Origin of the sequence: Winogradskyella sp. 4-2091, from assembly GCF_045765065.1 — a bacterium.
Taxonomy (GTDB): Bacteria; Bacteroidota; Bacteroidia; order Flavobacteriales; family Flavobacteriaceae; genus Winogradskyella.
The window spans coordinates 51835-77284 of the sequence record NZ_JBJKOD010000001.1 but is presented as its reverse complement, the minus strand read 5'-3'; the positions used below and the strand labels follow the sequence as shown (position 1 = coordinate 77284).

Below are 25450 nucleotides of genomic sequence, written 5' to 3'. Positions count from 1 at the left end.
AAATCTAGAATTAAATATTACTATTTTTTGTAGACAACACCTTCCTTCATCACAAAAGTGACGTTTTCCATTGTAGAAATGTTTTTAATTGGGTCTTCATCTACGGCAATAATATCCGCCAAAAAACCAGGCTTTATTTGCCCTATTTCATTTTCCATTTTTAACAGCATGGCATTCGTGAGTGTTGCGCTCTGAAGCGCCTCCATTTCCGGCATTCCTGCTTCTACCATATAACCAAATTCTTTTCCATTATCGCCATGATAAAAAACTGCGGCATCAGTTCCGAAAGCAATACCAACACCAGCTTTGTAGGCTCTACCAAACATTTCCTGAATTTTAGGACCTATATTTAAAGCTTTAGGCACAATGATTTCAGGATAATAGCCATCAATTTTTGCTTTATCCGAAACAAATTTTCCTGCAGTTATAGTAGGCACTAAATAAACATCATGCTTTTTCATTAATTCCATGGTTTCCTCACTCATTAAAGTACCATGCTCAATAGTTTTTACGCCTCCTAAAATAGCACGCTGCATACCTTCATCGCCATGTGCATGCGCTGCAACATGAAACCCGTAATCGGCAGCTGTATCGCAAATTGCCTTTATTTCTTCTACAGTAAATTGAGGATTCTGACTACTCTTTGCAACACTTAGAACACCACCAGTGGCCGTAATTTTAATTAAATCTGCTCCGTTTTTATAACGTTGTCGCACTGCTTTTTTTGCATCTTCTATGCCGTTAACAACACCCTCTTTAGGACCAGGATTTCCTATTAAAGATCTTTTAGCACCATTTGTAGGATCTGCATGACCTCCTGTTGTAGCCAATGCCTTTTCTGCAGTAAAAATTCTTGGACCTGTAATTTTCCCCGCATTTATTGCGTTTCTTAATGAAACATTTACTCCAGATCCTCCTAAATCTCTAACTGTTGTAAAACCACTCATTAAAGTAATATTTGCGTAGTTTACTGAGTTGTAAGCTACATCAGCGTCATTTAATGTATAGTCTTCTAAATAAGATTTAGGGTTTGTTTCACCTTCAATATGAACATGCATATCTATTAAACCTGGCATTACCGTTTTAGACTTTAAATCAATTATTAAATCTTCATTATTACTTGACTCTATAAAACCGCTTTCAACAGATTTAATCTTATTTCCAGAAATTATAATTGTTTTTTTCTTGAGTATTTTACCCGATTTTGTATCTACTAATTTTCCGCAATGCAAATAGGTATCTTGCGCAGTTAAAGAAATTGAACAGAGTAGTACAAAAATTCTGAGTAAAGTTTTCATAAGTTAATTTTTATTTATTTCTAATTTTCTGTTCCCACTTCCATGCGGAATCCATTGCGTCATCTAAACTTAACTGTGTTTTCCAGCCTAAGACATTGTTCGCTTTAGATGTTTCAGCATAAGCCGCAGTGATATCACCTTCTCGTCTATCTACAATTTTATAATTTAAGACTTTACCAGAAACACGTTCAAAAGATTGAATAGCTTCTAAAACTGTACTACCCTTGCCTGATCCTAAATTAAAAAACTCATAATTAGAATCATTTTTATTCTCTAATAAACGTTGTAATGCAACAACATGCGCTTTTGCCAAATCTACAACATGAATATAGTCTCTAACACATGTTCCATCAGAAGTAAGGTAATCACCACCAAATACTGAAAGTTGTTCACGCATCCCAATTCCTGTTTGAGTGATATAAGGTACTAAATTTTGTGGTACTCCAATTGGCAATTCGCCAATTTCAGTTGAAGGATGTGCTCCAATTGGATTAAAATAGCGTAAAGCGATTGCATTAATATCTTCGTTCACTTTACATGTATCACTAATAATTTCTTCTCCAATTTGTTTTGTATTACCATACGGAGATTCTGCTGGTTTTACTGGAGCGTTTTCAGTTATAGGTAATTCATCTGCTTGACCATATACTGTACAAGAAGAACTAAATATAAAATTTTTTCTACTTAAACCTTTTAATTCTTGAAGTAAATAAACCAACGTAGAAATATTATTTTCATAATATTTCAATGGTTCTAAAACACTTTCTCCAACCGCTTTACTTGCCGCAAAATGTATAACTCCTGCGATATCATTATGACGCTTAAAAAAATCTTGTACGTCTGTTTTTATTTTTAGGTCTAATTTTTCAAAATGCGGCTTCACGTTAGTAATTGCTGTGATACCATCTAAAGCTTCCTCTGAAGAGTTAGATAAATCATCAATAATTACAACTTCAAAACCCTTATTTTGTAACTCCACAACTGTATGAGACCCAATAAAACCAAGTCCTCCAGTAACTAATATTTTCATATTTAAGAATTATTATTAATAAAATTAAGAACCGAACTCGTTATAAATTCAATTTGATCATCTTCTAATTCTGTATGCATTGGTAATGAAATAACAGATTTAATCAGTTGATTTGTAACTGTAAAGTCAGATTCATTATAACGTTCATCTAAATAAGCCTTTTGTCTATGAAGTGGAATTGGATAATACACACCACATGGAATATTGTTTTCTTGTAAATGTGCTACTAAAGCATCACGATCTACATCCTTTAAATTTAATGTATACTGATGAAATACATGGCAGTCACAGGTATCGCAAATACCTTCACAAACATCTCTTCCTGTTGGAATTGTTATGTTAGGATGATTTTTAAAAGCTTCATTATACTTATTGGCTGCAGCACGTCTTTTTCGATTATACGTATCTAAATGGGGTAATTTCGCATCTAATACTGCGGCTTGTATAGAATCTAACCTAGAGTTTACACCAACAACATCATGATGATAGCGTTTGTACATACCATGGTTTACAATACCTCTAATCGTATGTGCTAAGTCATCATCGTTTGTAAAAATTGCACCACCATCACCATAGCAACCTAAATTTTTAGACGGAAAAAATGACGTTGAAGCCGCATGACCGATTGCTCCTGTTTTCGTTTTACTACCATCTTTGTGCGTGTAATTTGCACCAATACCTTGCGCATTATCTTCAATGACAAATAAATTATGCTCTTTAGCTAAATCCATTATAGCATCCATATCTGCAGGCAGTCCAAACAAATGAACTGGCACAATTGCTTTTGTTTTTGGTGTTATTGCTTTTTTAATAGCATCTACATCGATATTAAAAGTTACGGGATCTACATCTACTAAAACAGGTGTTAACTGCAGTAAAGCAATTACTTCTACAGTGGCTGCAAAAGTGAAATCTGCTGTTATGACCTCGTCACCAGGTTTTAAACCTAAACCCATCATGGCAATTTGTAAAGCATCCGTTCCGTTGGCACAAGGAATAACATGTTTTACACCTAAATAATCTTCAAGATTTTTTTGGAACTCATGTACCTTTGGTCCATTAATAAATGCAGCACTATTCATCACTTCGGCAATTGAAGGATCTACAACATCTTTTATTTTTGCGTATTGACTCTGAAGGTCAACCATTTGAATTTTTTTCATTCTCGAGATTACATTTATTGTAAATAAATAAGAAAATTAATAGCATAAAATATTTAATTATTCTTCTCCATATTCAATTGAGAATATTATATAATCAAATACTTGCTATATTCTTGTGCGCAGTGAGGCTATGCTCATCAAAAATAACTTCAATTACACATTTTCTATCACATTTTCGGTTAAAAACAAAAAGTCAAGATGAGCTCAGCGAAAATACAAAATTGTAAGCGCTATAACAACGCAATTTATTGAAAGAACTGTATTTTAGCACAAATATTTGTTTTTGAAAGCACTCTATTCCATAGGAATTAATATCGCTAGTTTAGTGATTAGAATTTTAGCATTATTCAATTCTAAATTGAAACAAGGTGTTGATGGTAGAAAAAACACCTTTTTAAAACTTCAAAATTCTATAAAAACCAATGATAATAGCTTTTGGTTTCATTGTGCTTCACTTGGAGAATACGAACAAGGACTCCCTGTTTTTGAAGCTCTAAAGGCCAAATACCCAAATTACAAAGTCGTACTTACCTTTTTTTCTCCCTCTGGCTATGAAGTTAGAAAGAACACTGAGATTGCAGATGTTGTCGTTTATTTACCTTTAGATACTAAAGCGAATGCCAAAAAATTTCTTGACATCGTAAATCCTGATTATACATTATTCGTTAAGTATGAAATTTGGCCTAACTTCTTAAATGAACTTAAAAATCGTCAGCTAAAAGCTATTTTAATTTCGGCAGTATTTAGAAAAGATCAAACTTTTTTTAAATGGTATGGAAGCTATACAAAATCTGCTTTATTTGCCTTTAATCATATTTTTACTCAAGATAAAAATTCAAAATCTTTACTTGAAGATATTGACTATAATAATGTGACTATTTCTGGCGACACCAGATTTGACCGTGTTCACAACCAATTAAAAACAGACAATAATGTTGCGTTTATTGAGGAGTTTAAAAATGAAAACATCTGTATTGTTTTTGGAAGCACATGGCCAGAGGACGACAAAATATATATGGATTTTATTAATTCAAATTCTGATCCGAATTTAAAATTTGTTATTGCACCACACAATATAAAACCTAGTTATATAACCTCATTAAAAACGCAATTACGTGTAGAAACCATTTGTTATTCTCAATTAAATGACAATATAGATCTTTCAAGCTACCCTGTTTTTATCCTAGATACCATTGGATATTTAAGCAAAGTATACAGCTATGCCGACATAGCTTATGTTGGTGGAGGAGCTGGTTCTACAGGGCTTCACAACATATTAGAACCTGCTGTATTTGGAATCCCAATATTAATAGGAAAAAACTATGACAAATTCCCAGAAGCAAAAGAGCTAATTGAATTACATGGTGTAATTACTGTGAGTAATTCTACAGAATTTAATTCTAATATTAACACTTTAATTACTGAGAGTACTTATAGAAAAAATAAAGGTTATATTAACAAAAACTATATAGATTCTAATAAAGGGGCCGTTCTTAAGATTATTGACTACTTAAAAATTTAAGTCTTAGGTTCAATTGTTCTAAACGTTAAATTTATTCTTGGCGTTTTTACCTTCTTTGTTGGAGGTAAGCGATGTAACCAATTCGTTTGCGTAGCGCCTTTCATTACCAATAGACTGCCCTTTTGCAAATTAACAGCAACATTTTGCTTAGTAACTTTATGCTTAAATAAAAATTTGCGTTCTGCTCCAAAGCTTAAAGAACCAATTGCGCCATTCTTTTTTAAATCTTTTTCACCATCACTATGCCAAGACATTCCTTCTTCACCACTATGATATAAATTCAGCAAACACGAATTAAAACGTTCGCCTGTTTTTTGCTCCACAAGTTCTTTAAGGTCCAGAAGTTCTTTTGTCCATGGTAAAGCAGACTTAGTCGTCTTAGAATAGGTATAACTATAAGGCTTATTTCCATACCAGGCGACTTTTCGCTTTGTAACGATGAGTTTTCCAAAAATGATGGCCTTATCGTTTTCCCATTCAATATTTTCTAATAAATATTTATAATATTCTTGCGCATTTTGAACAGACATAATAGATCCATAATAATGAACTGTACCATCAAAGGGCAAAAGGTTAGATTGTATTTTTGAATTGAATAAGTCCAAACTAATTTTTAGTAATTTTTAAAACTTTGAATTAACTAATCTATACATTAATACAGCTGTAATTTTCGCTTGCTTTTCAACGGTTTTTAAGTTACCTGACTCATGGATTGTATGATCTCCTCCTCCACCTGTAAGTCCTAAACCATCAATGGCCATATCTACATATCCTGAAGTAAACGATATATCTGCAGCACCAGCATTTCTTGGGTTCACTGCTGTAACCGAACCAAAACCTAAATCCTCACTTACAGTATTAAAATAACCTAATAGCCTAGTATTACCCTCGGTTAAAGATAATGGCGGATAACCACCGGACGAAAAGTTGATTTGTGCATTTGTTTGGGCATAATTGTCGGAAACAATTTTAGTCATTATTTCTTTTGCCTTTAGTAATTGGTCAAGGGAAACTGCTCTTAAATCTCCTCGAACAATTGCGTTTTGTGCCACAACGTTAGTCTTTCCATAAGCTAAACCTCCCGTTCCATCTTCTTCTTGATTTAACGTGGTACCACCAATTATAAACCCTGGATTAAAAGTTAAATCTTTTTCTTTGGCCAATTGTAGATAAAACTCATTTAAGATTCTAGAGGTTTCATAAATAGCGCCTACACCAACTTCTTCTGTAAATATTTGAGAAGAATGGGCTGGTTTTCCAGTTACCTTAAGCTCCCAATCAGTAGAACCTCTTCGAGCAACAACAATGGTCGTTGGGTCATTATCGCCATTCTCAAAACCTAACGCAATATCAGATCGCTTTGCTGCTTCAATTAAATCTTTTTTTGACAACTCTAACGGTTTACCACTTTTCTCCTCGTCACCAGTCATTATAATTTCAATTGACATATCATTTAAAACACCAGCTTTTTCTAACGCTTGCAATGCCAGAATGATGATAACATCTCCTCCTTTCATATCGGCTACACCAGGACCTTTCATTATGGAATCATTTTGCATGGTGTACTCTTGTAAAGGGCTTTCTAACTCAAAAACAGTATCTAAATGACCTATCATTAAAAACTTAGGTCCTTTTGTACCCTTCCTCGTTGCTATTAAATGACCTGCTCTACCATAAGCTTGTCCATTAGTAAGTTCCGTCTTAAAACCTAATTTATCTAGTTCTTTTTGAAATAATGAACCAACTTCTCTTACACCTTTAAAGTTCATAGTTCCACTATTAATATTAACTGATGTTTTAATCAGATCAATAGCATTTTCTAAGTGTATATCTACACCTTTTAATATTCTACGTTCAATTTTATCATTTTGTGCGAAACTCAGAATAGAGATACTCAAAAAAAGAAAAAATAGAATTCCTCTATCTATAGATTTTAAATTTATCATAATAAATTACCATATACGTTCTACATGTAAATATAAATATTAACCTATTTACAATTGAAAAAAAAACTTAAATTCATAGTCCAAACTTAAACCTACATACGTATATACCACAGCTGTACGGATAATAAATTAAAAAATTATGTTAAAATTACATTGAAATTAGTATTTTCGTACATTAACAAAAATTAACACTAAAACTATTAAAATGAAAAAAGTTGTATTAAGTTTAGCACTAGTTGCTGTATTAGGTTTATCATTTACGTCATGTAGAGAAACTGCTGAAAATGCTGCTGATGCTGTTGAAAACGCTGCTGATGCTACAGGTGATGCATTAGAAGATGCTGCTGATGCTGCAGGAGATGCTGTTGATAACGCTGCTGACGCTGTAGAAGGTGCTGCTAGTGATGCTGTTGATGCTGCAGGTGATGCTGTTGATGAAGCTAAAGAAGCTGCTGGTGATGCTGCTGATAGCGTAAAAGAAGGTGCTTCTAACGCTGTAGATAGCGTAAAAGATGCTGCTAACGATGCTGTTGATGGAGCTAAAGAAGCTGGTAAAAATGCAGTTGACGGAGCTAAAGAAGCTGGACAAAATGCAGTAAACAAAGTAAAAGATATGTAATCTATCTTTTAGATATAAAAAAAAGACCTGATTTTAAATCAGGTCTTTTTTTTGTGTCTTTTTTAAAATTTAATCGGTAGATTCATTTAATTTAAGATCACTTGGCACAACAATTGTTTGTAATTGTAGAGAATCATCTTTTAGACTATCAATTAATAATTTCGTAGATATCTCTCCTATTTCATGTGCTTTTTGATGAATAATAGAAATTTTTGGACTAGATAGTAAAGGTGTATGGTCAAAACCAAATCCCATTACAGACATTTCTTCTGGGATTTTTAGTCCTAATTTCTTAGCCATATTGATGGCTACAATTCCGGTCACATGATCAATTGACAAGATAGCATCAATAGTAGTGTTGGCCTTTAAATAGTCGTATATCTTTTTTTCAACATCAACATCTACCGCATGATCTAACTTAAGTATGTGCGGTTTTAAATTGTGATTTTCTAGAGCCTTTGAATACCCTTCTATTCTTAATTTACCAACACTAAGCTCCTCAATATTACTAACTAATAAAATGTGCTTTCGATTTTCTTTTTCAATTAAATATTCGGTAGCTTCCAATACAGATTGAAAATCATCTACTATAACTTTATTACATTCAATTTCGTTTACCACTCTATCAAACATTAAAACTGGCAGTCTACTTTTAATAACATCTAAAATATGCTCTGTTTCATTTTTAACTTGGCTCTCTCTAGCAACGGCCATTATAAATCCATCAACACTTCCATTAGATAATAACTCTAAGCTTCGTTTTTCTTTTAAAAACGTTTCGTTAGACAAACAAACAATGATATCGTAATCGTTATTTGTGGCCGTTTTTTCAATGCCATGTAATACTTCTGCAAAAAATGGATTAGTAACTGTTGGAAGAATGACACCTATGGTTTTAGATTTATTGGTCTTTAATTGTTGCGCAATTCTATTAGGCTTATAATTAAGTTTAGTCGCTAACTCCTTAACACGAGTTCTTGTGTTTTCACTAATTTCATGACTATCATTTAAGGCTTTTGATACCGTAGAAACTGAAATATTTAAAAGGGCTGCTAATTCTTTAAGTGTTGTCATAATGGTTCTATTTTAACTAGAAAAAGGGTATTACCAAATATACTCTTTTCAAAATATGTAAACTCTGTTAACTTTACTTTAATATTTGATCTATTGCTTTTTTAGAACTTGAAACGGGCATTTTACAGGTTCCATTAACACATACATATAAAAATGTTTCTCCCTCAATATATTTATTCTGCAACAGAGGTAACTCACTTTCATTTTTAGCTCCAGAAAATAGCACATTAGGCAAATAAGATTTATCTAATTCTTTTAGTTTTTCCTTAGCATCATTACCTGAAATTGCCACCTCATAATATGGATTAGAATAATTAAGATATAAGTTTAACCAATTAGAATAGCCAGATGGCGTTTGCTCTAAATCTTTATTTACATTACTTAACATTTGCTGCGCTAAATTGGTATATGTTTTATTTGAAAAGTAATGTCCTAATTTGAATAAACCATCTGCTAAAACGGAATTAGATGAAGGAATAACATTATCAAAAATTTCTATTTTTCTAGCTATTAGATCTGTGGCTTTGTCTGAAGTAAAATAGAACATACTGCTTTCTTTATCAAGAAAATGCGCTATAACATATATCATTAATTCATTTGCAGAGTGCAACCATTCTTCATTAAAAGTGGCTTGATACAATTCTATAAAGGCAGAAATAGTATGTACATAATCTTCAGAAAAACCTTCTATAGAACTCTTTCCATTTTTATAATTATGAAACATAGAACCATCTTTATTTATTTGATTCTCTTTTAGAAACTTACCATTTCTAATGGCTTTATTTAAGTAAATTTCATTTCCTAAAACACGATAGGCATCTACATAGGCTTTTAACATCAAAGCATTCCAAGAAGTCAGAACCTTATCATCAGTTCTTGGTCGTTCTCGTTGAGTTCTTAAATTTAAAAGATTTGTTTTCCAAGTTTTGACTTTTGATTGGAGATCTATTAATGATAAACCTTCTGATTTTGAAAACTCAACATCATTTTTAGTTTTATATAAAATGTATTGGTCATTTTCCCATTTACCTAGAGCATTGATATTATAATAGTCTTGAAATAATTTAAAATCGTTACCTAATGCTGCTTTTAATTCTTCCTTTGTCCAGGTATAATAAACACCTTCTTCTAATTCGCCATCTTTAGTATGGCTATCTGCATCTATTGAAGAATAGAAGGCACCTTCAGTTTGTGTAAGTTCGTTATCAACAAAATCTAAGGTCTCAATAATTATATTTTTAAAGGCTTCATTTTTTGTTATTTGATAGGCTTTTGAGTACAAACTTACTAGTTGTGCGTTATCATATAACATTTTTTCAAAATGAGGCACATGCCAGCGTTCATCAACTGAATATCTTGAAAAACCTCCTCCAATTTGATCATAAATTCCACCATTAGCCATTTTAGTTAAAGTTGTAAGAACATAATCTTTAATGGCATTATCATTAAGTTGAAAACTATATCGCAATAAGAAATGTAGATCACTAGGCATAGGAAACTTAGGCGCTTTTTCATGTCCTCCATCTTTAAAATCTAATGAAGATCGCCATTGTTTTACCATTGTTTTAACTGCCAAAGGTGTGTATAGAACCTCTTCTTTATTAACAGCTATTAAATCTGAATTTTTAACACCTTCCGTTAGTTGTTCTGCATATGCGATTACTTTTTGAGGATCACTTTTATACAATGCAGACATATCTTTTAAAATTTTAGTCCATTGCGCTTTTGTAAAATATGTACCACCAAAAACAGGTCTGCCATCTGGTAAAGCTATACAGTTTAATGGCCAACCACCACTACCTGTCATCAATTGAACAGCATTCATATAGATCTGATCTACATCTGGACGTTCCTCTCGATCTACTTTTATACTAATAAAGTTTTCATTCATCAATTTTGCCACAGAATCATTTTCAAAACTTTCTTCTTCCATCACATGACACCAATGACAAGCAGAATATCCTACTGAGATCACAATAAGTTTATTCTCTTGTTTTGCATAATTTAGTGATTCTTTATTCCAAGCTTTCCAATTTACGGGATTGTATGCGTGTTGAAGCAAATAAGGACTAGTTTCATTTATTAAATCATTAGCTCTATCATCAGTATTGGTTTCTTTAGGATTTTTACCTTGAGAACAACTCGTAAGGACTGCAACGATAACTATGTAGAAATGTAACTTTTTAAACATCTATTATTTTCTATTGAACTAATGACAAGCAACTAAATTAAAACTTCCAAAAGTTAATTTATAAAAAAAGCGTGTTTAAATTTAATAAACACGCTTTATCTAAAATTATATTTATTGCTATTAATCTTACTCTTTAATTAATTTGATGGTTTTAGAACCGTTTTCTCCTTCAATTTTGACAAAATAAATCCCTGTTTTTAATGATGTTGCATCAATTACAGTTTCGTTAGCATTAGGAGCCAAGGTTAATACTTGTCTTCCTAAAACGTTAAATACACCGATACTATTCATTTGAACACTACTTGAAATATTCCAGTTATCATTTGTTGGATTAGGGAACGCTGTAAATTCCGCAGCATTAAAAGAATTAACCGATAATGCATTTTGTGTTAAAATTAAGTTGTCAAAGAAAACAACACCTGGATCGTGAACTACTGCCATAAATGCATCACACTTCCATTGGAAAAAATCTGTGCTAGAAAATCCTATATTAGTGAAATAAGACATCGGAATAGATACTTGAGTCCATTCTCCTGTTACTACTGCTTCTTGTGTTCCTATTTCATAAGTATGCTCGGTAACATTTCCACCAACATTACTTATCATATTAAACTGAAAACCTGGTACACCTGGAGCAGCCCAATACATAAAGTTCACAAAACCGTAGCTAGACACGTCATCTGGTCCTCCTTCACCTTGTCCCCAACCTGCAAAACTAAAGTCAAATTTTAATGCTTTATTTTCACTGGCTCCTGGATCTAAATCTGGCTCATCACTTAACGTACCAAAACTATAAGCAACCGGAAAAGTTGTAGAATAACTATTGGTATCGTTATAAATACTATAGGTCTCTCCATCTGGTGCATTTGGAATTGGTGCAGCTTCTGGATCTTCGACAGGTACAATATTTGTAGCACCTGAAAAATCGTCTACTAAATAAGTATCTTGGCCATTTGAACCAGCATCTGTAAATAAAATCATTAACGGATAGTTACCTAAACCTGCTGGAAAATCTAAGCTAACATCTTGCCAACCTGTTCCTATAGTGGTAAAACCAACTTCAGTTGGCGCGGTAGTACCATTTTCAAACTTTAATAAGTGGTTATTACTTCCTGTACCGTTTAAAGGATTAATTCTAAATGAAATGGTATTATTACTATCATCAGATAGATCAACGTTTTGTGCAAATTCTATTTTGGCGTGATCCCAATCTCCTCCTCCACTAGTAACTTCCATTACGGCATCATTAGCATCAAGTGGATCTACTGTTAAACTTGTTACCGCTCCTACACCTTCAAATAATTCATAAGCATCACTAAAATCAATTGGCAAAGTAGCTTCTGATGGTGGAGGTGGCGCAATATTGCCACATGTACAAGCAATATCATCAACTAAATAAGTCCCTGTAGCAGTTCCTCCTCCAGCATCTGTAAAAAGAATCATGCTTGAATAATTTCCTGCTCCTGCCGGCATATCTAGAGTAATATCTTGCCAATCTGCACCCGAACTTGTAAAGCCCATTTCAGTAGCTGCATCACCACCTACGCCTCCTTCAAACTTTAAGATATGGTTTCTAGTACCCAAATCTGTTGTTGGCTTAAATCTCAGGGTTATTGTGTTGTTAGCGTCATCAGAAAGATCAACATTTTCTGCGAAAGTAATTGATACGTGATCCCAATCTGTCGTTCCACCAACAATTTCCATAACGTCATTACCAGCATCATCAATAATACTTGCCGATGTTCCTTCTTGCCCAGTCATTAACTGCTCTGGATCGCTAAAATCAAAAGGTAAAGATTGTGAATACCCAAATGACATAGCCAAAAGAGCAAACAGTAAAGTAATTTTTTTCATAATTAGTTTGTTTATTTATTAGTTTATTGAATCAATAATTAGTGGTCATTGTAATAATCTGAAAGCAGAGTTGAACCCACCAATTATCAATACCTTTAAAATTAAGCTTGTTTTTTGTGAAATTCTAAAATTTTTACAATACAAAAAGCATACATCGCAATCAAAATACAGCTTTAGTGCGAAATTCCAAATAAGACCAGCAGATATAAGCATTCATAATAGTTCGAAACCCTTTTAATCCAACTGTAATTAATCGAAAAATCAGTTATGTATAGGTAATGTAGTGGTTCGTTTTTTCAATGATGTGTTCGTTTTTTCTCTAATGGAACATAATACTATGGTAAAAACGCGAGTTAATTCAATTTTAAACATCCTTAAGTTGTTATATTGAAATTGTATATTTCAAGACATATGCTAAAAGTGCCAAAACCTTTCGATTTACTTTTTGATTTCAAATGCAGAAACCGCACTATCATTATTAGAAATAATCAGAATACTCTTTTTACCACATTTTAGAACTTTAGCATCTCTACTATCTGCTGGGATATAAAAACCACTTTGAGAAGTGGAAAGATTTTCAAAATTATTGTTACCATCGTTCAATAAGACATTACCAAACCCAGCATCATAGCGCGTGGTTTCAACTTCAACACCGTAGTGATTACCAATTGTTAAAATATCGCTATTTCCATCGTTGTTGAAATCCATAACGATAGACGATTTAATTGGCGTTACTTGAGCTTCAATAGGTAGTGGTTTTCTAATTAAGCGACCACCTTCATTAATTAAAATAACACTTTCAAAACTCTCTATCTCATAAACAACTCCTTCTTCAACTTTATCTACAGGTAGAATGTCTATTAATTTTGAAGATGCAAAACTATGGTAGTCTTTAAATTTATCTGCAACATAAGGCATTTGCTGACTTGTACATTCTCTTCCTCGCATTGGCACATAATCATCCTTATAGAATTTTGCTAGGACCACATCATTTGTTCCATTATCATCAAAATCATTAACGTAAACTTTAAAAGGGTGCTCTGCAGAGGCTTTAAATTTATTATTTAAACCAAGGTTTCCTATAATGTAATCGTCATCACCATCATTATCTAAATCACTAGCTGTAATAGACCACCAAATTCCTCTTGTATTTTTTAAACCAAAATCAGTAGAACTATTTTTAAAAATGCCCTCTTTATTCTCTAACACTTTGATCTCCATCCATTCACCAACAATTAATAAATCTTCATCTCCATCTTTATCCACGTCTGAAAATACGGCATCTGTAACCATACCAATATTGCTTAATTCTATAGCTGTTTCATTAGATGCTTTACTATAAATACCATTATTATTGATGAGCAAATAACTACTTGCAGGAAATCCATATTGACCAGATTTTAGTCTTGTACCTACAAACAGATCTAAATCGCCATCGTTATCAATATCTGAAGCTTTTACGCAAATTGTGCTTTCATAAACATTAGGAATTGCTTTCTCATTTTTTATAAAACTTCCGGTTCCTGAATTGATATACAATCTATCCTTTAACAACGTGTTTCCTTGAGTGTATTCACTGCCTCCACTAGTAACGTATAAATCTAAATCATTATCGCCATCAACATCTAAAAATAATGCTCCCAAATCTTCAGATGCTTTGTCTTGTTGCCAAGGCTGAGAGCTACTTAATTCAAATCTTCCATCTGGTTTTTGTAAATAAAGCACACCTGATTGTCCTGCGGCTCCACCAATAAATAAATCTTCAAATCCGTCATTATTCACATCTGCAACAGACGAAAAAGGTCCGTTTTGAGAAATATTGTGCGGTAGCAAAACTTCTTCTTTGTATTCGTTTAACTCATTTTCATCATGAACAAAATCAATACCTAAATTTGATGCTTTGGTTTCTAAAAAGAGTTTTTCTGAGACTTCTGCTTTTTTTGATACGGCTTCCGCTTTTGAATAAATTGCGGTTATTGCTTTGTTTGCACTAACATCTTCAAACATATTAGTTTTACCATCTGGCCAAATCACTTCAATTTTGTCTATTTCTTTATCTTTACCTAAGCCAAAAAACAGACCAGGTTCTACCGACGATAAATAGCCTCGCGTTACCACATTCTCTGAAACCTGTTTTTTTCCATTATGATAAATTATTGCTTTTGCACCATAACCTAATTGATTTCTATCTGAACCTTTAAATTTAATCTTAAGGTAATTCCCGTTGGTTTTATTTTCATAAACAAAAGCAGGCGCTTCCATATTATTAACAACAATATCTAAATCGCCATCATTATCCAAATCGCCATAAGACATTCCGCTAGAAAAACTTGGTGTATTAAAACTCCAATCTTCTGCAACTCTTTCAAATTTATAATTCCCTTTATTCTTGAAGGCATGATTAGCTAATGGTACAGATGGCGCAGATTTTGTCATCTCAAAAAACTCTTGAGAATCCGTTTCCAATTTTTTGTATAAATCTGTTAAAAAATCATTGTTTCTAACATCTTTTTTTACACCGTTTGAAATGATTATATCTTTTAATCCATCATTATCTAAATCCACTAATAAGCCTGCCCAACTCCAATCGGTTTTTGCAATACCTGCAATATTTGCAATATCTGAAAAACTATTTCCATTATTAATTTGAAGCGTATTGGTCATATATTGGTAATGATTACCATCATCTACTAAAGCATGAAATTTCTCAGCACTCATAGAACCCATATTAGTCTTTGAGCGATAGTGGTCATCTGATGCCATGTCTAAGGTAATTAGATCCATAAGGCCATCATTATTTATATCACCTGTATCAGTTCCCATACTAAATTGAGAGATGTGTTTTAGTTTATCATCAATTACATTTTTAAAAGTTCCATCGCCATTATTATAATACAACATATCTGGTTTATCATAGTCATTTGCTATGTACAAATCCGTCCATCCATCGTTATTAAAATCTGACGCACTTACACTCAATCCGTATGTCATATCTCTAGAAATACCCACTTCTTCAGATACATCAGTATATTTCCCATTATCATTTCTATATAATTTATCCTTATAATAAACTTCGCGTTTTTTAGGAATATTTATGTAGCGCTTAAACAATCTAGAGTCAGGAAGTTGATTGACTTGATACATATCTAAATCACCATCATTATCCATATCAAAAAATACGGCTTGCGAAGAGAATCCAAGATCTGCTAACCCATAGAGCGAAGCAGATTCTGTAAACGTAAGGTCTTGATTATTTATTAAAAGTTGATTTTTACGCTCTTCTGGCTTCATAGATTCGCCATTTCTACTAATATAAATATCTAAATAACCATCATTATTCACATCTGCCATGGTCACTCCCCAAGACCATCCAGAATTTCTTGCAACTCTCGATGATTTTGTAATATTTTCAAATTTTAAATCGCCTTTATTTAAATACAGTCTATCACTAACTTGGTTACCACAGAAGAATATATCTGGCAATCCATCATTGTTGATATCTCCTATAGCTACACCAGCTCCACTATATATTTGGTTATAGTATAAATGATTGACTTTCTCCGATTCTTTAATCGCGTTGTTAAAATCTATACCTGTTTGTTTTGGAGATAATAACTGAAATCCACCAACTAAAGTTTCTGGGTTTAAATCTCGTTTTGGTTCTTGATTACAATTAAGAATAAAAAGGCAAAATAAACTTGCGATTGAAAGTTGAATTTTAGTAGTCTTCATATTATATTTAGTATTATAATCAATGTAGTAAAGATATGGAATTATGAAGGCTAAGAATACAATTACATACTAAGATTCTGCTTTTCGTGCATCCAATTCTGCTCTAATTTCATTGGCACGTTCTTCAGATAAATTGTAATTACGCATGATGTACATCGCTACAAGTGTACCTAAGATAGGTAAGCCGGAGAAGAACAACCTTAAACCTGTAATTGCTTCTTCTGTTTGAGTTGTAGCACCAGATTCAAAACCTATGATTGAAAAAATAAGTCCGCTTAGTCCACCAGCAATTCCAAATCCAAACTTTACCATCCACCAATAGATAGCGCCAAAAACACCTTCGCGTCGCTTGCCTGTGTTAAGTTCATCTAGATCTATTACATCTGCCGTCATAGACATCATTAAAGTAAATAAACCTCCAATTCCAAAAGAGAAAAAAGGTAATGCAAATAAAAACATATATGGCTTTCCAGGTATAAACAAGAACCATAACATAATATAGCCGATTACTGAGACACCTTGAGATACCATAAAGGCTTTTTTCTTCCCTAATACTTTAGCCATTTTCGCAACTACCGGAATTACCATAAACGTAGTTACTAACGCACCAACACTACCAAAAAGTGTTGGCCACCACCATGCACCATCTGGACCTGTCACACCATCAAACAAATAATACACTACAATAAAATAAGTAAAAGCGGCTACTGTATTAAATGCATTGAAAACTAAAAAAGTAGCTAAACATAGTTTTCTAAACGGCTTCATTTTAAGAGCCTCTCTAAAATTAACAACAAAAATTATACGTAATTTTTGAAGAATGCTTGCAAAAGTTACGCTCTCATAATTTTCATTTATCGTAGATTTTCCTTTTATAAAAATCGCTGGTATCATTGCGAAAATCATACACGCAAGTGCGACCCAAATAGCCAATTCTCTTACTGCTATTGCACTAGAAGCAAACCAATCTTTGTCATCCATTAAAATCCAAAACCATGGTGCAATTACCCAAGCCCATTGTCCTATAAACTGAGCAATTGCCATAATATTAGTACGCTCATGAAAATCATCACTCATTTCATATCCCATAGCAACATATGGTACACTGAAGATAGTTAGTCCTAAATAAAACAATAGAGACCAAAAAAGAAAATAAGCAAAATTATAATCGATGCCGTTCACAGGATATAGTTGCCACATTATTGTAAACGTAATACCCATAATTATGGAACCAATAAAAACATATTGCCTTCTTCTTCCCCATTTTGATTTTGTGTTATCTGAAATAAAACCCATAATTGGATCTGTAATAGCATCAAAAAGTCTTGGAACTAAAGAAACTACTCCCCACATCCAGCCAGGAAATCCCATACCCTGAACAAGTACTACAATAAAAATACTTATAATAGCAGGAAACATTTGATTGGCTAGCATTCCAAATCCAAAAGCAATTTTCTGACCTAATGGCACTTTATTGGTTATCGTGGACATGTTTATTTCGTTTTCGTTGGAATTAAAATCGTTTGAATAGCTTGTTGGTTTATTTTTACTTTTACAGTTTCGGATCCAAGCGACAGTGTAAAATTCTTTGGTGTTTTACCTTCGTTAAATAATATAACTGCAATTGATCCATCAAGATTTTTAGCTGCCGTTACCATTAAATCTTTATCAGCATTCTCTACACCAATAACCTCAGCACCTGGTCTTATGTATTTACTAAAATGAGCCATTGTGTAATACAATGGTGTAAAGTAAATGGAATCTGCATCTGGATCTAGAATGACTGGTGCCACACACCAATTTTTAAACCAATTTGGTCCTCCTTGTCGATCTAAAACCATGTTCCAATCTACCCAACCATCTACCCAATTATTTAGGCAACCAATAATATCTCTGGCGTAACGATTTACGGGCGAATATTTCGGGTGTAGATGTTTTTCTTCTGGCGAAGCCCAATCCCAACCCCAATCAGTAGCTTCTTTTTTCCAATACCAAGCATCATCTTGCCACTTTGGATTTTCAGAATCAACACAACCTTCGGTTTCAATAAGATATTTTTTTGGTGCTTTGTTATGCGCGTATTGTAATTCCTTAGGTAAATAATCGAATGTACTTTCGTACCAATGAATAGCTAATCCATCAAAATATTTTGATGACGCTTCATTTTTATACATTTCATCTACCCATTCTTTTATACCTTTTCTGTTCTGGTCATATCCGAGAATATTTACGTCTCCAAAACCATCAGCTTCTAATTTTGGACCTAAATGGTTTTGCACAAAATCAGTTTCTTCTTCTGGTGAAAAGTGCATACTTTCCCAATTATTTCCATTTCCATGAGGCTCATTAACTGGTGTTAATCCCCAAATATCAATTCCTTCAGCTTTATAAGCTTCTATGTATTTTGAAAAGTATAAGGCAAACGCATCGTAATATTTTGGCAATAATTTTCCACCAACATATGCTTTGTTGTCTTTCATCCAAGGTGGCGACGTCCAAGGTGAAGAAATGATTTTAAAACCATCTTGAGAAATAGCTTGCGCTTCTTTTATCATCGGAATTAAATCATCACGATCTTCATCGATATTGAAACTTTCCATTTCCATATCATCAACTTTTGGTGCGTAGGTATAGTTAGTTAATGAAAAATCACAAGACGCAATATGTGTTCTTGTTAATGAATACCGCGCACCATCTTCTGCAAAATAAGCTTGAAGAATAGTATCGCGATTCTTTTTACTCAACTTATTTAACAAATAAGCCGAAGACTCAGTAAACGAACCACCAAAACCTGTTATGGTTTGAAATTTTTGCTCTGGTAATATTTTTATAACTGCTGAAGAATCTACCTTAGAAAACTCTGTAATTCTTGTGAGTTTATTTCCACTTTCTGAAGTTTCATAAATTTCGACATCTAAGTTTTCAATTTCTTTTTTTTCTGAAGCACAACTAATTACAGTAAAAATTAAGAGTGCTAATATGCTGTGTTTTGATGTTTTCATGTGTTGATTACACTTATATTATTTGTTTCTTTCTATAACTGTTTAGTGTGCTCCTATAAAACACCCCTAAAGTCCCCTCAAGGGGACAATACTCATATATAAACTAATTTTAATAATTGAATAATTGCATTCAAACAATCTAATTATTAGTGCTATTTACATTCGTATAGATGTTTTTTACAACATCAAATACTTTTTTCTTATTTCTATCAATATCTACAATACCCCAAAATTCTTCATTTGGACTCCCATCAAAAGGAACTCCTGTGCTATTTGGTGCTGTACCTCCTGTGTTTTGTACGTTGTTGTTTCCTGCTTTCCACCAACCATCTGTAAACTGAAATAGTGTTACTCCTGAGCAAATATCTTGACCATTAAATGTGGCTTTCAAAATAATATCTGAAGCATCAGCTTGCATTAATTCATTTACACCTTGTTCATATTTATCCGTTGCCATTTGCATATAGCTGTCTGCTCCTGTCTCAGATAAATACATTGGTTTATAGCTAACTTCCTTCCATTCTTTAAATATCGTTTCTGGTCTTACTGAACGATATACATTCATTCCCCAAACATCAATATTAGGACTCATAGAACGTGCTAATTCTTTTGGTAAATCTCCATGTGCCGTAGTTACAGGATGCGATGGGTCGTTTTTATGAATTGCAGCGGCAGCAGCATTCATTGCTGTGTACCAATTTTTAATATCGCCATCAAACCATTCTGGATGATAGTTATATTCATTACCCAATTCCCACATTAAAATAGCGCTGTGGTCTTTGTATTTATTAACGTAATCTATAAATGTACCAGAGAGGATATCATTTTTTCCACCTTGATTGTATCCAAAACCGATAATTACTTTTATACCTGCTTTACCGATTTCATCGAGTACGCTTTCTTCATTAATTGGCGAATACACTCTGATGGTATTAATCCCAGCATCAACCATTAATTTTAAATCTTGGGTCAGAGTTCCAAAATCTCGTTCGGTAGAATCTCCTTTTGGAACTGGATGATAACAAATGCCTTTAATTAAATAAAATTGATCATTCAGCATTAAATGTCTGCCTGAAACAGAAACCACGTCTTTATTAGAATCGTTTTCAATCTCTGGAACGGCTTCTTTTTTTGTTTCCTCTTTACATGAAACAAAAGTGAATAGAATAGCTGCTATGACTAAAAATTTCTTCATTATTAATCTCTTGGATAATCTGTATTTGGCACTAAAACGTCTTTCATTAATTCCTCTAAATTTCCGTTATACGTTTTTGTTATTGGTTTGCCGTCTCTTGTTAATCCATCAAAAGTTCCATCATCAACCAAACTCCATAAAGGATATTTTGCTTCGCTTTGTAAATTGATTAAGCCAAAGTGGTTTTCTGAACCTAAAGGGTTTTGTCCATCTTTCCATTGCTCGTCAAACGCTTCAAAATAAAAACATGAAATATTTTCTTTTTCAGTCCATGCTCTCATGTGCTTATGATATAAACCTTGCTTATACTCGTCTGTAGCTCTAGAACCGTTGTTGCCATAGTGACCACCAGAAACTGATGCCCAACCGGTTTCTCCAATATGAATCGGTTTGTTTACACCAATACTTTTCATGTAATTTGAAACACTATCATACTGAACTTTGGCAAAATCTAATGCTCTTAACATGGCTGCATCAATTTTCTCTTTATCAGATAAACTTTCCTCGTTTTCAGGAACTTTCCAAAATCCAGGATTGTAATGCGAATTATGATACGCATAGGTATGCATAGAGATGTAATCTACAGCATGCGCCAATTTTTCTAAATCTTCGGTGTGGTAAATAGCATCGCCTCCTCCCCAAGATGAATAATCATCGGAACTTGTTATCCATAAATCTTTAGATAATTCTCCATTTTGTTTTAAGTCTTGAAGATGATTTACCCATTTTAAAATGATCCACGGTTCTACGAAATAACTGGTTGCCCATTTAACCATAGCTTCATTACCAACCGCTAAAACTTTAACAATATCTGGATATTGTTTTGCCAATTCTACGGCAGTTTTAACTTCAACAGTATTTCTTTTGCTTTCTTCTTTATGATTTGGTTCTCCGTTTTCCCAATTGAAAGCGCTTTTGCAATCAATCCAAATACCGAGCATTACATACATTTCGAATTTTGAATCTTCTTTCTTTAATTCATCTATTGCTTTTAAAAGATTTGCCGCTTGATCAAAATGCACATTATAGGTTCTCAACATTTTTATTCCCATGGCACTTAAGATTTTCATGTCTTCCTTAAGTTCTGGAATTGTTGGTTGAATATTTCTGTCTTTTTGTCGATAACCACCATAAGAAATCGCTAAATATTCTGAATTTCCTAATATGTCTTTTGCATTAACAATTGGCTGTTCTTTTTCAGTTTCTTTCTTGTTTTCTTTTTTTGAGTCATTACATGAAAACATAAAAAGCGCCATAAGAACCAATACTATCAATTTTATACTTTTATACATATTAAATCCTTTTAATTATTTCTTAATTGACACGATAATTTGATCAACCTCTCCTGTTCTATTGAAAATTTTATCACTAGTATTCACATCGAGTTTTAAAGTTTCAAATTTTGAAGACGTACCATCCTTGTATATAACTTCTAGTTTCTCAGTATCGTCAAGTTTATAAATAATTGGTACTTGACAATAGGTAAAGCAAAGCGAATCTTTCTTTAGATGAATTGTTTTTTGTGCTTTATTGATAGCTGTATAATTGAAATCATTTGAAGCACTCAAAAATTCCTCAGTTCTTAAAAGTCTTGGGTTAAAATATAATTTACCATCTTCAACAAAAACACCTAACTCTCCAAAACGACACAACACATCTTCCTTAACCTGACCTGTCATTCCTGGTTGCTGTGCACCTTTTCCACCTGGTGTGTGCGAATATGGATCAGTTGGAAAAGCACCATATAATTCTGGCGACTTGTGCGCTCCAATACCTTCGTTGATTTCGTAATAATGCTCTAATAATCTTCCGATGGTTTCTTCGCTCTCGTTTGAGTTTACCGCTAACAAACAGTTTTCTTGTGTTGCCAACAATAATTTAGAAACCATGTGCCAATAAATAGAACCTAAACCTTCATAACCGTAAAATGTTCCTGAACGACCTGTAAACGATTTATGATCAAACATTTCTTCAAAAACATCTAACAGTAATTGCTTATCCTCATTAATTAAGGTTTCGTATTTTCCTTCTGGTAATTTATTTAATGCCGCTTTTAAACTGTCTGCGTTATTAAAATTACCATTAAAATGATACTGACCTGTAACATCCTTTTCAATAATCTGCGTATTACTATCTGCTATTAATTGCTTTAATAATTTTGATTTTTCTACAGACTGAGCCGGAATATTATTCTTATCCACAAAGCGAGATAACTGCTTGTTTGGATATAAAATATAACTGTATTGATCGTCTCTAAAAAGTGCGCTTGCCTTTAAACCATCTAATAAACTCAATGCTTCTTTTGGTTTTAAATAGCCAGAACTTAAAACAGCTACTTGCCCTTCTAACATTTCTGGCAAATATGAAATTGATACTTCTGTATCACTCTCAACCGTCATTAAATTGTACGCATGATATAAATTATCTGTACGCTTATTCGCTTTAATAGTATGGTCTAAATAATCTTTTAATACTTTGAAAAAATCTAATAAATCGGATTTTGAAATCGCTTCTTTATCACTAGTAAAACCTGCTTCGTAGATTTTTAATCTGTAATCACTTCCTGCAGTTCCAAGTCCGTCTAAAATTGTTTTCCTTTCAGTATCAGACACTTTTCCCGATAATACTTTTGAGTTAGCATTTAAAGTAGACACTACAGCTTCAAAAAAGGTTTTTAACTCAACAGAAAGGTTGTAATTTTCATCTGAACCATTCTCTACAATATCTTCAAAGAAATTGATAAAACGTCTCAGATAATATAAAGTTACCATAGAAACTCCGTTACCGACTAATGCGTTGTTAGCGTCGTTCCATTCTGGTCGTTGTGTGTTTAACCAAATTCCACCTTCGGGAATAAAGTTTGACACTTTAGCTAATACTGTTGCTAATAATTTTTCGATTAAGTTGACTTTGTGGATAAAGTAATTCTCATCTCTCAACAAAGCACCATCTGCTCCTAAACGCTCTTTTACGAGATTGATTTTGTCGTGTAATTCGTAATCAAAATCAATAGTATCTTTTGGATTCTTAAGCGTGTCCTGATAGCTTTTAATTTTGTAAGGTACGTTTGCATATACAAACACATCTTTTGTAAAACTGTCTGCTAATTTTTTAGGATAATGCTTTTCAATAAACTCTAAAAATTTGAGCAAGTAAATAATTTGATGATCTCCCCAATATCCTATATAAGACCAAGGATCGTCTGGCTCAATAGCTTCCCAATCGAATCCGCCTTTAGTAACTCTGTAAGGATTATAACCTTCAAAAGTAGTAGCATTAAAAAACTTATGAATCATGCCTTCCATGAAAGCAGGATAAGAATGTGCTAGCGTTTCCCAGTTTTGAAAAATATCTCTCCAGTTACCTTCGTAATCTAAGATTTTAGATCCATCGATTTCGCTACGTGTATTAATTGAGAACTTGTTCCAAGGACGACTAGGATCTCCATGTCTCCTACTAAATTTTAGTGGTAGATACTCATAACACAATCTTTTGAAGTTGGTATCTTCATCGTTGTCAGCAATGTCTTTGATCACATTTACATTGAAGATTTCTGGTAGATTATTTAAAATATCTTCTTTACTTTTTGAAACTTTTACGTTGGCATTCGACATATATTTCAAAAAGTCATCTTTTTCAATTTTATAATCGTCATCGAAAATTCCACCTCTCATAATGTTGAAGAGCGTATTTGCGAAATGTCTCGTATTTCTTAATTTATCATCTCCAAGTTGAATTCCGTCGGAAGCTCCAACCAATTCTAAGAGGTTTTGTGTACCTGCATCAATATCCTCTTGAATAAGTGCTTCAAGGTTAGTATTGCCTTTTATTTTTTCAGAAATACTATTTATTGCAGAGATGGTTTGATTGACGTTTGCTACAAACATCCAACTGTTTTCACTATTTGGTTCTAAACTTAAATCCTTCGAGATAAAATAAGCGCCTTTTTCTGCTCTGATATCTTCTTCTTGAGAAATGGTTTTACCGTTTCTGAAATTATCTAACTGTAATGATGAAATAAGATGTGTAGGGTTTTCTAATCCTGAAAACCAAACTGTATTCGCTTTTAATGCTTCGCTTGGTTCTGCTTTATCTACAATAATTGCACTCAAAGCAAAAATACCAATGCCAGAATCTGATTCTAATTCGCACTTTTTATAAGCATCAATTAGATTACTCGTTGCATTTTGAAATACAGACGTTAATCCATATGGAAGAATATTTTGAATACCATCTAAAATTGTAACATCAACGTTTCCGTTTGCATTATTTATAAGATTAGCTTTTCTCACAAAACCGAATTGATCACTTGTGTTCCACTCGTATCTGAAAGTGAGGTTTAAATCTTCATTGATTTCTTCAAAAAGCACTTTATTACCATAACTGTTTTTGTACAAATTGCGTTTGGTAGCATAAACCCCTTGATAACGATTAGAAAACGGTTCCCATAAAAATGTTTTATCATCTTTATGCACCTGAACTATAGTTTTACTTCCTGTCGTTTCTAATGATTCTGTGATTTTATCATCTGTATAATAAGGAAATAATGCATTGTTTGAATCCTTACGACCTGCAGATAATGCTCCGTTACTAGAAATAAATAACCAGTGATTAGAATTACTTACCAAACTCATAAAGAATGGTCTCATTTTATCACTGTTAGAGATTTTGTAATACGTTTCATTGTGAAGTGTTACAAGTTCTCCTTTTACTTTAAACTCATCGTTAGAAGCGATTTTATTTCCTATATAGATTGGGTTTTTTGTCATTGGTAATTTATAATCTTAATATATATTTAACTGAATTGACTTTAAAGCTTTTAGA

At 33.0% G+C, this 25450-nt stretch carries 16 protein-coding genes; 2 read left to right on the top strand and 14 right to left on the bottom strand.

Annotated features, from left to right (window positions below):
- Positions 1–20 precede the first annotated feature (20 nt).
- Genes ACJBCC_RS00305 through ACJBCC_RS00295 form a run of 3 tightly spaced genes read right to left on the bottom strand, consistent with a single transcriptional unit; the run spans position 21 to position 3491 of the window.
- On the bottom strand, positions 21–1298 hold the full coding sequence (locus tag ACJBCC_RS00305) for an amidohydrolase family protein (RefSeq protein ID WP_299098872.1): 1278 nt from the start codon (positions 1296–1298) through the stop codon (positions 21–23).
- 10 nt (positions 1299–1308) lie between these two features.
- Positions 1309–2328 carry a UDP-glucose 4-epimerase GalE gene (galE, locus tag ACJBCC_RS00300; RefSeq protein ID WP_299098871.1) on the bottom strand — a complete coding sequence of 340 codons (1020 nt, stop codon included), beginning with the start codon at positions 2326–2328 and terminating at the stop codon, positions 1309–1311.
- 2 nt (positions 2329–2330) lie between these two features.
- Complete coding sequence (locus tag ACJBCC_RS00295) at positions 2331–3491, bottom strand: DegT/DnrJ/EryC1/StrS aminotransferase family protein (RefSeq protein WP_299098870.1); 1161 nt, start codon at positions 3489–3491, stop codon at positions 2331–2333.
- 283 nt (positions 3492–3774) lie between these two features.
- Here ACJBCC_RS00295 and ACJBCC_RS00290 point away from each other — a divergent pair, with 283 nt between their 5' ends.
- Complete coding sequence (locus ACJBCC_RS00290) at positions 3775–5013, top strand: 3-deoxy-D-manno-octulosonic acid transferase (RefSeq protein WP_299098869.1); 1239 nt, start codon at positions 3775–3777, stop codon at positions 5011–5013.
- Here ACJBCC_RS00290 and ACJBCC_RS00285 read toward each other — a convergent pair.
- Both ACJBCC_RS00285 and ACJBCC_RS00280 read right to left on the bottom strand, forming a co-directional pair.
- Entirely contained in the window at positions 5010–5618 is a 609-nt protein-coding gene (locus tag ACJBCC_RS00285) for an alpha-ketoglutarate-dependent dioxygenase AlkB (RefSeq protein WP_299098868.1), read from the bottom strand. The two genes, ACJBCC_RS00290 and ACJBCC_RS00285, sit on opposite strands and share 4 nt — an antisense overlap.
- 18 nt (positions 5619–5636) lie before the next feature.
- Entirely contained in the window at positions 5637–6959 is a 1323-nt protein-coding gene (locus ACJBCC_RS00280; protein ID WP_407556088.1) for a M20/M25/M40 family metallo-hydrolase, read from the bottom strand.
- Positions 6960–7164: 205 nt separating this feature from the next.
- On the opposite strand from ACJBCC_RS00280, the gene ACJBCC_RS00275 reads away from it, so the two are divergent.
- Positions 7165–7578, top strand: a complete 414-nt coding sequence (locus ACJBCC_RS00275) for a hypothetical protein (RefSeq protein WP_407556087.1) — start codon at positions 7165–7167, stop codon at positions 7576–7578.
- Positions 7579–7647: 69 nt separating this feature from the next.
- On the opposite strand, the gene ACJBCC_RS00270 is transcribed toward ACJBCC_RS00275, so the two are convergent.
- From ACJBCC_RS00270 to ACJBCC_RS00230, 9 genes are all read right to left on the bottom strand, one after another.
- Entirely contained in the window at positions 7648–8652 is a 1005-nt protein-coding gene (locus ACJBCC_RS00270) for a LacI family DNA-binding transcriptional regulator (RefSeq protein ID WP_299098865.1), read from the bottom strand.
- Positions 8653–8725: 73 nt separating this feature from the next.
- Complete coding sequence (locus ACJBCC_RS00265; RefSeq protein WP_299098864.1) at positions 8726–10843, bottom strand: thioredoxin domain-containing protein; 2118 nt, start codon at positions 10841–10843, stop codon at positions 8726–8728.
- Positions 10844–10969: 126 nt separating this feature from the next.
- Entirely contained in the window at positions 10970–12697 is a 1728-nt protein-coding gene (locus ACJBCC_RS00260; RefSeq protein WP_299098863.1) for a T9SS type A sorting domain-containing protein, read from the bottom strand.
- A gap of 438 nt (positions 12698–13135) precedes the next feature.
- Complete coding sequence (locus tag ACJBCC_RS00255) at positions 13136–16429, bottom strand: VCBS repeat-containing protein (protein WP_299098862.1); 3294 nt, start codon at positions 16427–16429, stop codon at positions 13136–13138.
- A gap of 69 nt (positions 16430–16498) precedes the next feature.
- On the bottom strand, positions 16499–17920 hold the full coding sequence (locus tag ACJBCC_RS00250) for an MFS transporter (RefSeq protein ID WP_299098861.1): 1422 nt from the start codon (positions 17918–17920) through the stop codon (positions 16499–16501).
- A gap of 2 nt (positions 17921–17922) precedes the next feature.
- Positions 17923–19431, bottom strand: a complete 1509-nt coding sequence (locus ACJBCC_RS00245; protein WP_407556086.1) for a glycoside hydrolase family 30 protein — start codon at positions 19429–19431, stop codon at positions 17923–17925.
- A gap of 139 nt (positions 19432–19570) precedes the next feature.
- Positions 19571–20626: a glycoside hydrolase family 2 TIM barrel-domain containing protein gene (locus ACJBCC_RS00240; protein ID WP_299098859.1), complete on the bottom strand. Its 1056-nt coding sequence runs from the start codon at positions 20624–20626 to the stop codon at positions 19571–19573.
- 2 nt (positions 20627–20628) lie between these two features.
- The gene (locus tag ACJBCC_RS00235) at positions 20629–21918 is read right to left on the bottom strand and encodes a glycosyl hydrolase family 17 protein (RefSeq protein WP_299098858.1); all 1290 of its coding nucleotides are present in this window, start codon (positions 21916–21918) and stop codon (positions 20629–20631) included.
- 15 nt (positions 21919–21933) lie between these two features.
- Positions 21934–25395: a hypothetical protein gene (locus ACJBCC_RS00230; RefSeq protein WP_407556085.1), complete on the bottom strand. Its 3462-nt coding sequence runs from the start codon at positions 25393–25395 to the stop codon at positions 21934–21936.
- Positions 25396–25450: the final 55 nt, after the last annotated feature.